The organism is Xenophilus arseniciresistens (assembly GCF_028023875.1).
GTDB classification, from domain to species: domain Bacteria; phylum Pseudomonadota; class Gammaproteobacteria; order Burkholderiales; family Burkholderiaceae_C; genus Xenophilus; species Xenophilus arseniciresistens.
In genome coordinates this window covers 360,689-374,222 of sequence record NZ_JAQIPB010000001.1, presented here as the reverse complement: position 1 = coordinate 374,222, position 13,534 = coordinate 360,689, and the positions used below count along the sequence as shown (strand labels likewise).

Below are 13,534 nucleotides of genomic sequence, written 5' to 3'. Positions count from 1 at the left end.
TTCCTGTTCCATCCGCCAGGTTTCCAGTTGCCCATGCAGGATCGCTCGCAACTGTTTCTATGGCTGGGGACGGTGGTTGTGGGCTTGCGCCCGGGTTGTAGGTTGAACAACCGGCAGGCCAGTGCGCTGACGCGCGAGGAGAGCCTGCCGGGACCAGAAAGACCGCCCCACAGGGAGTGGAGCGGCCCGGCCCTTCAGCCTTCGCTGAAGGGCTGCACCTGCCGCCACCAGTGCAAGACCTGATCCACCGACTGCTGTGCGGTCTGATCGGAGTTGTCCAGGAGGCGGGCATCCTCGGCCGGCTTCAAGGGCGCCACGCTGCGGGACGAATCCCGCGCATCGCGCGCCTCCAGGTCGGCACGAAGGTCGGCGATGTTAGCCGAAATTCCCTTGGAAATCAATTGCTTATGGCGTCGCTCGGCGCGATGCGCGGCGCTGGCCGTGAGGTACACCTTCAGCGGGGCGTCCGGGAAGATCACGGTGCCCATGTCGCGGCCGTCCGCCACCAGCCCCGGCAGGCGCCTGAAGCCCTGCTGCAGGGCCTGCAGCGCCTCGCGCACGGCGGGCAGTGCCGATACGCGGGAGGCGTCCATGCCGGCGGCTTCGGTGCGGATGGCGTCACTGATGTCCTCATCGCCCAGCCACACGCGGCCGGCGTCGAAGCGCAGGGGCAGGGCGCGGGCCAGGTCGGCAATGGCGGCTTCCTGCGATGGCTCCAGCGCCAGGTGGGCGCGCCGCGCGGCCAGGCCCGCGACGCGGTACAGCGCGCCTGAGTCCAGGTAGTGGTAGCCGAGCTGGCGCGCGAGTTCCGCGGCCAGCGTGCCCTTGCCCGAAGCCGTGGGGCCATCCACGCAGATCACGGGCACGGCCACGGGTTCCACCACCTCGAACAGGGTCTCGAAATAGTCAGGGAAGGTCTTGGCCACGCACTTGGGGTCGAGGATGCGCACCGGCAGACCATCGGGGTTGAGCGCGGCCAGGGAGAAACACATCGCCACGCGATGGTCGTCGTAGGTGTGGATCGCGGCGCGCCGCCATTGGCCGGTGGGCAGCGGCTCGATGCGCAGGAAGTCCGGCCCGGCCTCCACCGTGGCGCCCAGCTTGCGCAGCTCGATGGCCATGGCGTCGATGCGGTCGGTTTCCTTGACGCGCCAGCTCGCGATGTTGCGCAGGGTGCTTGGGCCGTCGGCGTACAGCGCCATCACCGCCAGGGTCATGGCGGCGTCGGGGATGTGGTTGGCGTCCAGGTCGATGGCCTTGAGCGGCCAGGCGCCGCGCCGCACCTGCAGCCAGTTGGGGCCGCTGTCCACCTGCGCGCCCATCTGGCGGGCTGCATCGACGAAACGGATGTCGCCTTGGATCGAGGCCGCGCCCACGCCTTCGATGCGAATGCCGTCGTGGCCCGCGCGCGGCGCCGCCAGCGCGCCCAACGCGATGAAATAGCTGGCCGACGAAGCATCGGCCTCCACATGGATCTGGCCTGGCGACTGGTAATGGCTGCCCGCAGGGATGGTGAAGCGTTGCCAGCCCTCGCGCTCGATGGCAATGCCAAAGCGCGCGAGCAGGTTCAGCGTGATCTCCACATAGGGCTTGGAGATCAGCTCGCCCACCACCTCGATGACGATGGGCCGCTGCGTGGCTGCGAGCGGCAGGGCCAGCAGCAAGGCAGTGAGAAACTGGCTGGAGACATCGCCGCGCACGCGGATCGGCGCATCCAGATGCAGCTGCGCCTGCGCCACGGGCCGGATGCGCAGCGGCGGGTAGCCGGGGTTGCCCAGGTACTCGAGCTCGCAGCCCAGCTGTACCAGCGCATCCACCAGATCGCCGATGGGGCGCTCGTGCATGCGCGGCACGCCGCGCAGTTCGAAGTCGCCGCCCAGCAGTGCCAGCGCCGCCGTCAGCGGGCGCATGGCCGTGCCCGCGTTGCCCAGGAACAGGGAAGCCTGCGCTGTGCGCACCTGGCCGCCCAGTCCGTCGATCTCCAGCACCGGGCCCTCGCGCCGCAGGCCGCAGCCCAGCGCGCGCAGCGCATCGAGCATCACGCGCGTGTCGTCCGAATCCAGCAGGTCGTGCACGCGCGTGGTGCCGCTGGCCAGCGCGGCCAGCAGCAGCACGCGGTTGGAGATGCTCTTGGAGCCCGGCAGATGCACCGTGCCCCCGGCACTGAGCAGCGGCGGCAGATCGAGGAAGTGTGTGGCGTACATGGCAGGAAGGCGAAAAGGGGCGGCGCGACACGGCCCTGGTGGAAAGGGGGCTGCAGTCGGCGTGCGCGGATCTTGGTCAGGCGAGACGCGCGCGCCTAGTGCTTGGCGCTGTTGGCCCGGCCTGCGCTGGGCCATTGCCGCCTGGCATTGCGTGCTGCACCGATGGATTCGTCCAGCGCCGCTGCATCGCCGTTGGAGATCATTGCCTCCATCTGCAGCAGCGTGTTGCGAAACAGCTGCGACTGGCGCAGCACCTCTTCGTTGTTGGCCAGCAGGATGTCGCGCCACACGGTCGGGTCGCCGCCCGCGATGCGCGTGAAGTCGCGAAACCCCGGGCCGGCCAGTTCCAGATAGCGCTTGCCATCGGGTTGCGCCTGCATGGCGTTGACGAACGCGAAGGCCAGCAGATGCGGCAGATGGCTCACGGCCGCGAAAGCCGCGTCATGCGCCTCGGGCGTCATGGTCAGCACCTGGGCGCCGATCTTGCGCCAGAGTTGTTCGGCCTTCTGCGCCAGGGCAGGGCGCGTGCCTTCCACCGGCGTGAGGATGACCTTGCGGTGCTGGAACAGGTCGGCTTCGGCATGTTCCACGCCCGCCACTTCCTTGCCTGCGATGGGATGCGCGGGCACGTACTGGCTGAAGTGGTTGTGCAGCCCCCGCTCGGCCGCTGCGATCACGTCGCACTTGGTGGAGCCCACGTCCATCAGCATCGCATGGGGAGAAAGACCGTGGCGGATCGCGCGGAAGGTGGCTTCGCTCGCGCTCACGGGCACGGCCACCAGCACCAGGTCGGCGCCCGAGACGGCCAGCAGCGCCGAAGGCGCTTCCACGTCGATCACGCCGAGCTGGCGTGCGCGCTCGGTGGTGGAGGGCGACTTGCTGTAGCCCACCACGCGCCTGACCAGGCGGGCGCGCTTGAGCGCCAGTGCGAACGAGCCGCCGATGAGGCCGCAGCCGATCAGCCCCAGTTGCTCAAACATGCAGTCTCCCTCTTGTCATGCGTGCCTGCTGCCGATGCAGCAGCGCCTTCAACGCGTTCGCCCTCATGCCTTCACCGGGTAGGCGCCGATGATCTTGAAGAATGCGCTGAGCTCGCGCAGTTCCTTAAGTGCCGCCGCCACATGGGGCTGCGACGGATGGCCGTCGAGGTCGATGTAGAAGTAGTACTCCCACTGCCCGGTGCGGGCAGGGCGCGATTCGAAGCGCGTCATCGAGACCTTGTGCGTCTTCAGCGGCACCAGCAGATCGTGCACCGCGCCGGGCTTGTTGGGCACCGACACCACCAGGCTGGTGCAGTCGCGACCCGATGCGGGCGGCATGCCCAGGGTCTGGGGCAGGGCGATGATCGCAAAGCGCGTGCGGTTGTACGGATCGTCCTGGATGGCGTGCGCCACGATGTGCTGGCCGAACTGGGCCGCCGCGCTTTCGCTGGCGATTCCAGCCCAGGCCGGGTTGGTGGCGGCCTGCCGTGCGCCTTCCGCGTTGCTCGATACGGCGCGGCGCTCGGCATGCGGCAGGTGCTTGGACAGCCAGGCGTGGCACTGCGCCAGCGCCTGCGGGTGGGCCAGCACGGCTTCGATGCCTTCGAGCGAGTTGGTGCTGCGCAGCAGGTTGTGGCGCACCAGCAGGCTCACTTCGCCCACTACATGGGCCGGCGAATGCAGGAACAGATCCAGCGTGCGGGCCACGGCGCCTTCGGTGGAGTTCTCGACGCCCACCACGCCGTACTGGGCGCTGCCGGCGGCCGTGGCGTGGAAGACTTCGTCGAAGTTGGCGCAATAGATCAGGTCGGCCGCGCCGCCGAAGTATTCGATGGCGGCCTGTTCGGTGAAGGTGCCTTCGGGGCCCAGCACGGCCACGCGTTGCGGCGATTCGAGGGCCAGGCAGGCCGACATGATCTCGCGCCAGATGGCGGCCACATGCGCTTCGCGCAGCGGCCCCGGGTTGGCGGCCTTGACCTTCTCGATCACCTGCGCCACGCGGTCGGGTCGGAAGAAGGGTGTGCCTTCGCGCTTCTTGATCTCGCCCACCTGCTCCGCCACCTTGGCCCGCGCGTTGAGCAGTTGAAGCAACTGCGTGTCGAGGGAGTCGATCTGCGTGCGCAGATCGGTCAGGCTGGCGGAAGGATCGTGAGGGGGCGTGGAAGCAGTCATCGGCGGGGCGGAAAAAGGCGGCTGCACCGCCCCGCGCGAAGATGCGGAGCTCAGGCGTGCAGGCGCTCGAATTCTCGCATGTAGGACACCAGCGCCTGCACGCCGGCCAGAGGCATGGCGTTGTAGATGCTCGCCCGCATGCCGCCCACCGACTTGTGGCCCTTGAGCTGCAGCAGCCCGGCCTCGCGCGCGCCGTCCAGGAAGGCCTGGTTGCGCGATTCGTCCCGCAGCTGGAAGGGCACGTTCATGCGCGAACGCCAGGCCCTCGCCACCTTGTTCACGTAGAGCTGCGAGCTGTCGATGGCGCCGTACAGAAGATCGGCCTTGGCGATGTTGCGCTGCTCCATCGCAGCCACGCCGCTGAGCGAACCTTCACGTTGCGCGAGCAGCCACTTGAAGGTGAGCCCCGCCACGTAGATGCCCCAGGTCGGCGGGGTGTTGTACATGGACTGGTTGTCGGCCACCGTGCGGTAGTTGAAGGCGCTGGGGCAGATCGGCAGCGCATGGCCCAGCAGATCCTCGCGCACGATCACGATCGTCAGCCCGGCCGGGCCGATGTTCTTCTGCGCACCGCCGAAGGCCAGGCCTACGCGCGACCAGTCCACGGGCCGCGAGGCCACGTGCGACGAGAAGTCGATCACCAGCGGCGCCCGGCTGCCCAGGGCAGCCAGGTCGGGCAGTTGCTGGAACTCGATGCCGTTGATGGTCTCGTTCGAGCACAGGTGCACGTAGCTGGCCGATTCGCTCAGCGCCCATTGCTCGGGCGCCGGCACGTCGGTGTGGCCGCTGTCGGCATTGCTGGCCGCCAGGTGCGGCTGCGCGTAGCGCGCCGCTTCCTTGTGCGACTTGGCGCTCCAGCTTCCGGTGACCACGAAGTCCACCACGCCGCCGCGCGAGAGGTTCAGCGGCACGATGGCGTTCTCGCCCAGGCCGCCGCCCTGCATGAACAGGATCTGGAAGTGCGCAGGTACCGCCAGCAATGCGCGCAGATCGGCTTGCGCCTCGGCCAGGATCTGGCCGAACTCCTTGCCGCGATGGCTCATTTCCATCACGCCCATGCCGCTGCCTTGCCAGTCCAGCATCTGCTCGGCGGCCTGGCGCAGCACCTCTTCCGGCATCGCGGCCGGGCCTGCCGAAAAGTTGTAGGGCCGCTGGCCCTGAGGCGCGCTCACTTCTTGGCGGGTGCAGCAGCGGGCGCCTTGGCGCCGCCGGCGGGCGCTGCGGGCGCGCCCAGGGCCTTGGCCACGGCCTTGTCCAGTTGCTCGAGCTTGGGCTCGATGCTGGTGCGCGTGTCGGCCACCACCTTCTCGGCCAGCGCGGCCTGCAGCTGGGGGTTCACTTCCTGGTACTTCTTGCTCACGGGCGAGTTGATCCAGGCCACCAGCTGGCGCAGTTCTTCTTCGCTGAAGTTCTGCTCCAGCACCGGCGTCAGTGCCGCGGGGGCCACTTGCACGGCCTTGTCGCGCACGATGGGGTAGGCCGAGTCGAAGTACTTCTTGAGTTCTGCGTCGGCGGCCTTGCCGGCTGCTTCGCGCTTGGCTTCGGGCACCTGGGTCTGCAGGTAGCCGGCGCCGGCGCGTGCGACGGGCAGGCTGGACTCTTCAACCAGGCCGCGGGCCAGGGCCTCGACGCCGGGGCGCTGCAGTTCCAGGAACTGCTTGATCAGCGCGGCCTTGTCCTGGGCCATCGCCAGGCTGGAAGTGGCCAGCGTGGCGGCCAGCAAGGAGAGTTTGAGTGCTTTCATTCAGGACTTTCTGTGGAAGAGTTGGAATCGCCCTCTGCTTCCGCCGAGGCGTTGGCGTCGTTCTCGACGATGCGCTGCAGGCCGCTGAGCTTGGCACCTGCATCCAGGCCGATGAGCGTCACGCCTTGCGTGGCGCGGCCCATCTCACGGATTTCGCTGACGCGGGTGCGCACCAGCACACCCGTGTCGGTGATGAGCATGATCTCGTCGTCGGCCCTCACCAGGGTGGCTGCAACGACCTTGCCGTTGCGCTCACTCTGTTGAATCGCGATCATGCCTTTGGTTCCCCGGCCGTGGCGCGTGTACTCATTGATACTCGTGCGCTTGCCGTAGCCGTTCTCGGTGGCCGTCAGCACGCTCTGAGCGGCGCCGGCCTCGGCACCGGCGTCGCCGGGCTGCTCGGACTCGGCTGCGTCTGCCACCAGCATGGCGATCACGCTCTGGCCATCCTCGATGTTCATGCCGCGCACGCCGCGCGCGTTGCGACCCATCGGGCGCACGTCGTTTTCATCGAAGCGCACGGCCTTGCCGCCATCACTGAACAGCATCACGTCGTGCTTGCCGTCGGTAAGCGCGGCGCCGATGAGGAAGTCGCCCTCGTCCAGGCCCACGGCGATGATGCCGGCCTTGCGCGGGTTGTTGAATTCCGTCAGCGGCGTTTTCTTCACCGTGCCCATGCTCGTGGTCATGAACACGAAGTGGTCTTCGGGGAAGCTGCGGTTGTCGCCCGTGAGCGGCAGCACCACGTTGATCTTCTCGCCTTCCTGCAGCGGGAACATGTTGACGATGGGCCGCCCGCGCGAGCCGCGCGAGCCGGCCGGCACTTCCCACACCTTGAGCCAGTAGAGGCGGCCGCGGTTGGAGAAGCACAGCAGGTAGTCGTGCGTGTTGGCGATGAAGAGCTGGTCGATCCAGTCGTCTTCCTTGGTCGCCGTGGCCTGCTTGCCGCGACCGCCCCGCTTTTGCGCGCGGTACTCCGACAGCGGCTGGCTCTTGATGTAGCCCGAATGCGAAAGCGTCACCACCATGTCGGTGGGCGTGATCAGGTCTTCGGTGGAAAGGTCGTAGGCGCTGTGTTCGACCTGGCTGCGGCGTGAGCCCAGCTTGGTGTGGCCGAACTCCTGCTTCACGGCCGCGAGCTCGTCGCCGATGATGGTGGAGACGCGCTCGGGCCGTGCCAGGATGTCCAGCAGGTCCTCGATCTCGGCCATCACTTCCTTGTACTCGGCCGTGATCTTGTCCTGCTCCAGGCCCGTCAGGCGCTGCAGGCGCATCTGCAGGATTTCCTGGGCCTGCGTTTCCGACAGCCTGTACAGCCCATCGCCCTGCAGCCCATAGGCGCGCTCAAGGCCTTCGGGGCGGTAGTCGTCGGCATTGACCACGCCGCCATCGGCGCGCGTGCGCGTGAGCATCTGGCGCACCAACTGGCTGTCCCAGCTGCGCGCCATCAGCTCGGCCTTGGCCACCGGCGGGGTGGGCGATTCGCGGATGATGCGGATGAACTCGTCGATGTTGGCCAGTGCAACGGCGAGACCTTCGAGCACATGGCCGCGTTCGCGGGCCTTGCGCAGGTTGAACACCGTGCGGCGCGTCACCACTTCGCGGCGGTGCTGGAGGAAGACCTCGATCAGGTCCTTCAGGTTGCACAGCTTGGGCTGGCCGTCCACCAGCGCCACCATGTTGATGCCGAAGGTGTCCTGCAGCTGCGTCTGCTTGTAGAGATTGTTGAGCACCACTTCGGGCACTTCGCCGCGCTTGAGCTCGATCACCAGCCGCATGCCCGACTTGTCGGACTCGTCCTGGATGTGGCTGATGCCCTCGAGCTTCTTCTCGTGCACCAGTTCGGCCATGCGCTCCTGCAGCGTCTTCTTGTTGACCTGATAGGGCAGCTCGTCAACGATGATGGCCTGGCGCTGGCCCCGGTCGATGTCCTCGAAGTGGCACTTCGCGCGCATCACCACCTTGCCGCGGCCGGTGCGGTAGCCTTCCTTGACGCTGTTGATGCCGTAGATCACGCCGGCCGTCGGGAAATCGGGCGCCGGGATGATGTCCATGAGGTCATCGATGCTGGCGTCGGGGTGGCGCAGCAGATGCAGGCAGCCATCCACCACCTCGTTGAGGTTGTGCGGCGGAATGTTGGTCGCCATGCCCACCGCAATGCCGCCGGAGCCATTGACCAGCAAATTGGGCAGGCGGCTGGGCAATACCAGCGGCTCTTTTTCGCTGCCGTCGTAATTGGGGCCGAAGTCCACCGTTTCACGGTCGATATCGGCCAGCATTTCATGCGCGATTTTCGCCAGGCGAATTTCGGTATAGCGCATGGCCGCGGCACTGTCGCCGTCCACGGAGCCGAAATTGCCCTGTCCATCCACCAGCATGTGGCGCATGGCGAAATCTTGGGCCAGCCGCACGATGGTGTCGTAGACCGACTGATCGCCGTGCGGGTGGTACTTGCCGATGACGTCGCCGACGATACGCGCCGACTTCTTGTACGGGCGGTTCCAGTCGTTGTTGAGCTCGTGCATGGCGTAGAGCACACGGCGATGCACGGGCTTGAGGCCATCACGGGCGTCTGGCAGTGCCCGGCCCACGATCACGCTCATGGCGTAGTCGAGGTAGCTGCGGCGCATCTCCTCTTCCAGACTGATGGGCAGCGTTTCTTTGGCGAATGAAGTCATCAAGGCACAGGCGATGGCGGAACAGGGGATTTTACGTCGGCGAAGGTGTGGCGACCAAGCAACAAAATAAGTGGGATTCCGCCGCCGTCCTACGCTTGGCGCAGGGGGGCAACCCGGTTTGCCAAAGACCCTATGGCACAATGATTCGAACGTTTTGGGTGGTGGTCACTTGAGACGTCCTTGATTCGCAGCGCGGCTGCGGCTTTTTCCCCCAAGAGGAGAACCATGAAGAAACTGAACAAAGTGGCGATGATCTTTGCAGTCGCTGCGATCGCCACGGCCGCCGGCGCGCAGACCCGTGTGACAGCCGCCAACGGTGGCCCCGTCATCGACAACTGGCAAAACGGCACCAGCGAGCTGGTGTGGAAGAACGGCACCAACGAGCTGTGCTGGCGCGATTCCAACTGGACGCCCGCCACCGCTGCCGTGGGTTGCGACGGTGCTCTGGTTCCCGCTGCTGCTCCTGCTCCTGGCGTGGCACCTGCTGCTCCGGCTCCCGCTCCGGCCCAGCCCCCGGTGGCTGCCTCGAAGGTCACCTTCGCTGCTGATGCCTTCTTCGACTTCGACAAGTCGGTTCTGAAGCCCGAAGGCCGCGCCAAGCTGGACGACCTGGTTGGCAAGATCCGTGGCATCAACCTCGAAGTGATCATCGCCGTGGGCCACACCGACTCCATCGGTGCAGACGCCTACAACCAACGCCTGTCGGTGCGTCGTGCTGAAGCCGTGAAGGCCTACCTGGTCTCCAAGGGCATCGAGCGCAACCGCGTGTACACCGAAGGCAAGGGCGAGAAGCAGCCTGTGGCTGACAACCGCACCAAGGAAGGCCGCGCCAAGAACCGTCGCGTTGAAATCGAAGTGGTCGGCACCCGCGCCAACTGATTCGGATCTCGCGATCTTCGAAACCCCGCTTCGGCGGGGTTTTTTATTGCCTGAATTTTGAGCAACTCAAAGCATTTTTCTGGCTCCCCCATAATTCATTCATGACCGCAGAAAAGCTCAATGCCGATCCGGCTGAACTGGCCAAATTCTCCGAACTCGCCCATCGCTGGTGGGATCTGGAAAGCGAATTTCGACCCTTGCATGACATCAATCCATTGCGCCTGGAGTGGATCGAGTCGCTGGCCCCCGTTTCGGGCCAGCGGTTGGTGGATGTGGGTTGCGGCGGCGGCATCCTGGCCGATTCGCTGGCGCGTCGGGGCGCGCAGGTGCTGGGGATCGATCTGGCCAGCAAGGCGCTGAAGGTGGCCCAGGTGCACGCGCTGGAAGCCGGCACCAAGGGCGTCAAGTACCGCGAGATCAGCGCCGAGGCGCTGGCCGCCGAGATGCCGGGCCAGTTCGACGGCGTGACCTGCATGGAGATGCTCGAGCATGTGCCTGACCCTGCTTCGGTGGTGCGGGCCTGCGCCACCTTGGTCAAACCCGGTGGCTGGGTCTTCTTTTCAACGATCAACCGCAATGCCAAGGCTTTCGCCCTGGCCATCGTCGGCGCCGAGTACGTGATGGGCATGCTGCCGCGCGGCACGCATGAGTACGCCAAGCTGCTGCGACCGAGCGAGCTGGCTGCACATTGCCGCGGGGCAGGCCTGGAGCTGCAGCAGATGCGGGGCCTGCAGCACAACCCGCTCACGCGCCGCTACTGGCTCAGCGAAGACACCGGCGTCAACTACATGGTGGCTACGCGTCGCCCGCTGGCCTCGTGACGGCGCGCACCTTGCAGGCAGTGCTGTTCGATCTGGACGGCACGCTGGTCGACAGTGCGCCCGAGCTGGGTGCGGCAGCAGACGAGATGCGCACGGCTCGGGGCCTGCGCTCGCTGCCGATCGGGCAATACCGGCCGATGGCCGGCGCAGGCGCACGCGGCATGCTGGGCGTGGCTTTTGGTCTCAGCCCCGACGCGCCGGAGTTCCCGGCCATGCGCGAGGAGTTCTTCCAGCGCTATGAACGGCGCATGCTGCATGGCACGCCGGTCTTCGATGGCGTGCCTGCAATGGTGCAAGCACTGCAAGCGCGTGGCTTGCGATGGGGCGTGGTCACCAACAAGCAGCGCCGCTTCACCGAGCCGCTGACGGCGGCGATGCCGCTGTTCGCCACTGCGGGAGCCATCGTCAGCGGTGACAGCACGCCTTTTTCCAAGCCGCATCCCGAGCCGCTCTTCGAAGCTGCGCGTCGCCTGGGCGTGCCTGCGCAAAGCTGCATCTACGTGGGCGACGACGAGCGCGACATCGTGGCCGGCCGGGCCGCCGGCATGGGCACGGTGGCCGCTGCCTATGGCTACATGGGCGCGCAGGCCGACCACACCTTGTGGCAAGCCGATGCCGCGATTTCATCGCCGGGCGCGCTCTTGAAAGTGCTCGGTCTGGCCTAAAATGCTCAGTCCAGGGGCTGCACTGGTTTCGACGTGGGTTCGGGATCGCAGCGGGGCATGTCGAGCTGAATGCGCTCGTTAAACAGATTCAAACAAACTAACTGCAAACGACGAACGTTTCGCACTCGCCGCTTAATCCCGGTGAGCCTTGCAACAGTTGGCCGATGGGCTGGGCAAGGGGGCACTAGAGCAATCTAGCGCCTCCCGGCTGCAAGGGAATCTACATTGGCTGGCCGCAGTCCGGGCACCTTGGACGGCGGCGAGACTCAAGGGTGCTGGCTGCCGAGGGAGCGTGCGACTGCGCGCCAGCGGTGGCGAGATCCAAAACAGATCGCTAAACATGTAGAACTGCGCGACGAAGGCTTGCGGACGGGGGTTCAAATCCCCCCAGCTCCACCATTCACTGGCTGCCCGGCATCGGCCGGCAGCACGCACAAAAAAACCCGAGGGTTCGCAGGAACCTTCGGGTTTTTTCTTGGCTGAACCTTGTCTGCATGCGCGCAGCAGCAGACGAAGTGGGCTGGGCCTGATGCCCGGGCCCGCGCCGCGATCAGCGATCAGCGATCAGCGATCAGTAGCGGTTGTTGCTGCCGCCGCGGAAGGAACCGCCGCTGCGCGGCTCCATCGGGCGCGCGATGTTGACGGTCAGCGCGCGGCCATCGACCTGGCGGCCGTTCAGGCCTTCGATGGCGGCTTGCGCTTCTTGCGCAGAGCCCATTTCCACGAAGCCGAAGCCCTTGGAACGGTCGGATTCGCGCTCCATCATGACCTTGGCCGAGTTGACGCTGCCGAATTCCGAGAAGGCGCGGCGCAGGGAGTCGTCGCGGGTCGAGTAGGAGAGGTTGCCGACGTAGAGTTTGTTGTCCATGTGATTGTCCGGATTGAGAGGGATGGGTGCCGCTGTGCGACAGCGGCGTTGGGGAAAAAGTCGAGCAGGTGCGCGCCCGGGCCGATGACTCAGCGCGGGCTCTTTCTGGCGGGGCCGCCGCCGTCACGCCGCGGCTCCAGGTGGCGGAAGGTGAGCCGGCCCTTGTTCAGGTCATAGGGCGACATCTCCAGCGACACGCGGTCGCCTGCCAGCACGCGGATCCGGTGCTTGCGCATCTTTCCGCCCGCATAGCAGACCAGCGAGTGCCCGTTGTCGAGCGTCACGCGGAACCGGGAATCGGGAAGCACCTCTTCGACGCGGCCCTGGACTTCAATCAATTCTTCTTTGCTCACATTGCTCCATGGAAGGGTCGTGGGCCTGCGCCTCAGACCAGTTGGTTGCTCAGGATGAGTTGCTGCCCCTGCTTCAGGGCATAGCCGCACGCCTGGTCGGCGCTGGCAAATCGGGGGATGAGGCGAAACACGCGGTCGTGCATGCCTTGGCGAATGGACACCGAAGCGGCGTATTCACCGGAGTCGGTCAGCCGCGTCATGGGCGTGACCAGGTATTTGCCCATGCGAAGGGCCGTGATCGAGATCATTGGAAGGAAAGGAGGGCCTGCAGGAGGCATGGGCCTGCACGGTCTGCAGCAAGGGCAGCAAACGTGGAGGCGGGGGCTGGTCCGTGCGTTTGGATGCGGACCGGCGTGAGGCTCGCCGAGAGAGGGATGACGGCCGGGCAGGCGGTTCGGGGGGGGCGCCTGTCAACGATCCGGGCGGGCGAGGCCGCGAGGATGTCAAACAAGGACTGAGGCAACGAGCAAGCCGCAGTCGATCGCGCGATTATAGGCGCTTGGTCGCGAAGGGGCCGGCGCACGGCGCGCGGCCGGCGCCTCAGGCCGCGCGGATGCCCTCGCGCTGCGCGCTCGATCGCGCATCACGCGACCACAGCTGCAGCACGAAGTCTGCCTCCTCATGCAGCACATGGCGGTGCAGGCCCAGCGCGCCCAGCGTGGCGTGCACCTGCGGCGTGGACTGCGTGCGCTGCGCGAAGTCGTGGCGCCAGTCGCAGGCCACCAGTTCGCCGTCGTCCGACAGGCTTGCCGCGCAGGCCTGGGCGACCTGCTGCCAGGCAGCGGGGCTCATGAAGTAGCCGATTTCGCTGAGCACGATCAGGTCGAAGGGGCCCTGCGCATGCGGCCACTGCTGCGGCAGCGTGTGCAGGGCCACCTGCACCTGCGGCAGATGCGCGAGCCGCGCCCGCGCCGCTGACACCGCACTGGGGCAGAAGTCGCTGGCCAGCAGATGCGCGCAACGCGGCGCCAGCGCCTCGCTCAGGCCCGCTGCGCCGCAGCCGGGTTCGTAGGCCCTGCCGTAGCGCGGGCGCAGCAGGCTGGCCAGCAGCAGCGCGCGCTTGCGCGCTTCGTACCAGCGCTGATGCACGCCATAGGGGTCGTCGCTGCGCGCGTAGAGCTGCTCGAAGTAGGTGCTGTGGTCCTGTGCCGGTGGCTGCATGGTTTTTT

At 66.6% G+C, this 13,534-nt stretch carries 13 protein-coding genes and 1 other RNA gene; 4 read left to right on the top strand and 10 right to left on the bottom strand.

Translation table 11 applies throughout. The features are described from left to right. Nucleotides 1-194: 194 nt before the first annotated feature. The 6 genes from PGB34_RS01590 to gyrA form a co-directional block, all read right to left on the bottom strand. Complete coding sequence (locus PGB34_RS01590; RefSeq protein ID WP_271426313.1) at nucleotides 195-2,204, bottom strand: bifunctional 3-phosphoshikimate 1-carboxyvinyltransferase/cytidylate kinase; 2,010 nt, start codon at nucleotides 2,202-2,204, stop codon at nucleotides 195-197. Between the two features lie 95 nt (nucleotides 2,205-2,299). Next, nucleotides 2,300-3,184 (bottom strand): prephenate dehydrogenase, encoded by an 885-nt coding sequence (locus tag PGB34_RS01585; RefSeq protein ID WP_271426312.1) that lies wholly within the window; start codon nucleotides 3,182-3,184, stop codon nucleotides 2,300-2,302. Nucleotides 3,185-3,247: 63 nt separating this feature from the next. Further along, the gene (gene pheA, locus PGB34_RS01580; RefSeq protein WP_271426311.1) at nucleotides 3,248-4,357 is read right to left on the bottom strand and encodes a prephenate dehydratase; all 1,110 of its coding nucleotides are present in this window, start codon (nucleotides 4,355-4,357) and stop codon (nucleotides 3,248-3,250) included. A 50-nt stretch (nucleotides 4,358-4,407) separates the two neighbouring features. Then, nucleotides 4,408-5,475: a 3-phosphoserine/phosphohydroxythreonine transaminase gene (gene serC, locus PGB34_RS01575; protein WP_271426884.1), complete on the bottom strand. Its 1,068-nt coding sequence runs from the start codon at nucleotides 5,473-5,475 to the stop codon at nucleotides 4,408-4,410. A gap of 50 nt (nucleotides 5,476-5,525) precedes the next feature. Then, nucleotides 5,526-6,101 carry a DUF2059 domain-containing protein gene (locus tag PGB34_RS01570; protein WP_271426310.1) on the bottom strand — a complete coding sequence of 192 codons (576 nt, stop codon included), beginning with the start codon at nucleotides 6,099-6,101 and terminating at the stop codon, nucleotides 5,526-5,528. Further along, on the bottom strand, nucleotides 6,098-8,779 hold the full coding sequence (gyrA, locus tag PGB34_RS01565; RefSeq protein ID WP_271426309.1) for a DNA gyrase subunit A: 2,682 nt from the start codon (nucleotides 8,777-8,779) through the stop codon (nucleotides 6,098-6,100). Before gyrA ends, PGB34_RS01570 begins: the two co-directional genes overlap by 4 nt. 225 nt (nucleotides 8,780-9,004) lie before the next feature. Here gyrA and ompA point away from each other — a divergent pair, with 225 nt between their 5' ends. The 4 genes from ompA to ssrA all read left to right on the top strand — a co-directional run bounded on the left by ompA (nucleotide 9,005) and on the right by ssrA (nucleotide 11,543). Next, nucleotides 9,005-9,658: an outer membrane protein OmpA gene (gene ompA, locus PGB34_RS01560; protein WP_271426308.1), complete on the top strand. Its 654-nt coding sequence runs from the start codon at nucleotides 9,005-9,007 to the stop codon at nucleotides 9,656-9,658. A gap of 101 nt (nucleotides 9,659-9,759) precedes the next feature. Further along, the gene (gene ubiG, locus PGB34_RS01555; protein WP_271426307.1) at nucleotides 9,760-10,479 is read left to right on the top strand and encodes a bifunctional 2-polyprenyl-6-hydroxyphenol methylase/3-demethylubiquinol 3-O-methyltransferase UbiG; all 720 of its coding nucleotides are present in this window, start codon (nucleotides 9,760-9,762) and stop codon (nucleotides 10,477-10,479) included. Next, entirely contained in the window at nucleotides 10,476-11,144 is a 669-nt protein-coding gene (locus PGB34_RS01550; protein ID WP_271426306.1) for an HAD family hydrolase, read from the top strand. The genes ubiG and PGB34_RS01550 overlap by 4 nt, the downstream gene beginning before the upstream one ends. Before the next feature lie 13 nt (nucleotides 11,145-11,157). Beyond that, nucleotides 11,158-11,543, top strand: a transfer-messenger RNA (tmRNA) gene (gene ssrA / locus PGB34_RS01545). Nucleotides 11,544-11,715: 172 nt separating this feature from the next. On the opposite strand, the gene PGB34_RS01540 is transcribed toward ssrA, so the two are convergent. The 4 genes from PGB34_RS01540 to PGB34_RS01525 all read right to left on the bottom strand — a co-directional run bounded on the left by PGB34_RS01540 (nucleotide 11,716) and on the right by PGB34_RS01525 (nucleotide 13,526). Then, nucleotides 11,716-12,012: an RNA recognition motif domain-containing protein gene (locus PGB34_RS01540; RefSeq protein ID WP_271426305.1), complete on the bottom strand. Its 297-nt coding sequence runs from the start codon at nucleotides 12,010-12,012 to the stop codon at nucleotides 11,716-11,718. Nucleotides 12,013-12,101: 89 nt separating this feature from the next. Next, complete coding sequence (gene infA / locus PGB34_RS01535) at nucleotides 12,102-12,365, bottom strand: translation initiation factor IF-1 (protein WP_271426304.1); 264 nt, start codon at nucleotides 12,363-12,365, stop codon at nucleotides 12,102-12,104. Between the two features lie 32 nt (nucleotides 12,366-12,397). Next, nucleotides 12,398-12,613, bottom strand: coding sequence for a hypothetical protein (locus PGB34_RS01530; protein ID WP_271426303.1), 216 nt, complete (start codon nucleotides 12,611-12,613; stop codon nucleotides 12,398-12,400). Nucleotides 12,614-12,905: 292 nt separating this feature from the next. Then, nucleotides 12,906-13,526 carry a class I SAM-dependent methyltransferase gene (locus PGB34_RS01525; protein ID WP_271426302.1) on the bottom strand — a complete coding sequence of 207 codons (621 nt, stop codon included), beginning with the start codon at nucleotides 13,524-13,526 and terminating at the stop codon, nucleotides 12,906-12,908. Nucleotides 13,527-13,534: the final 8 nt, after the last annotated feature.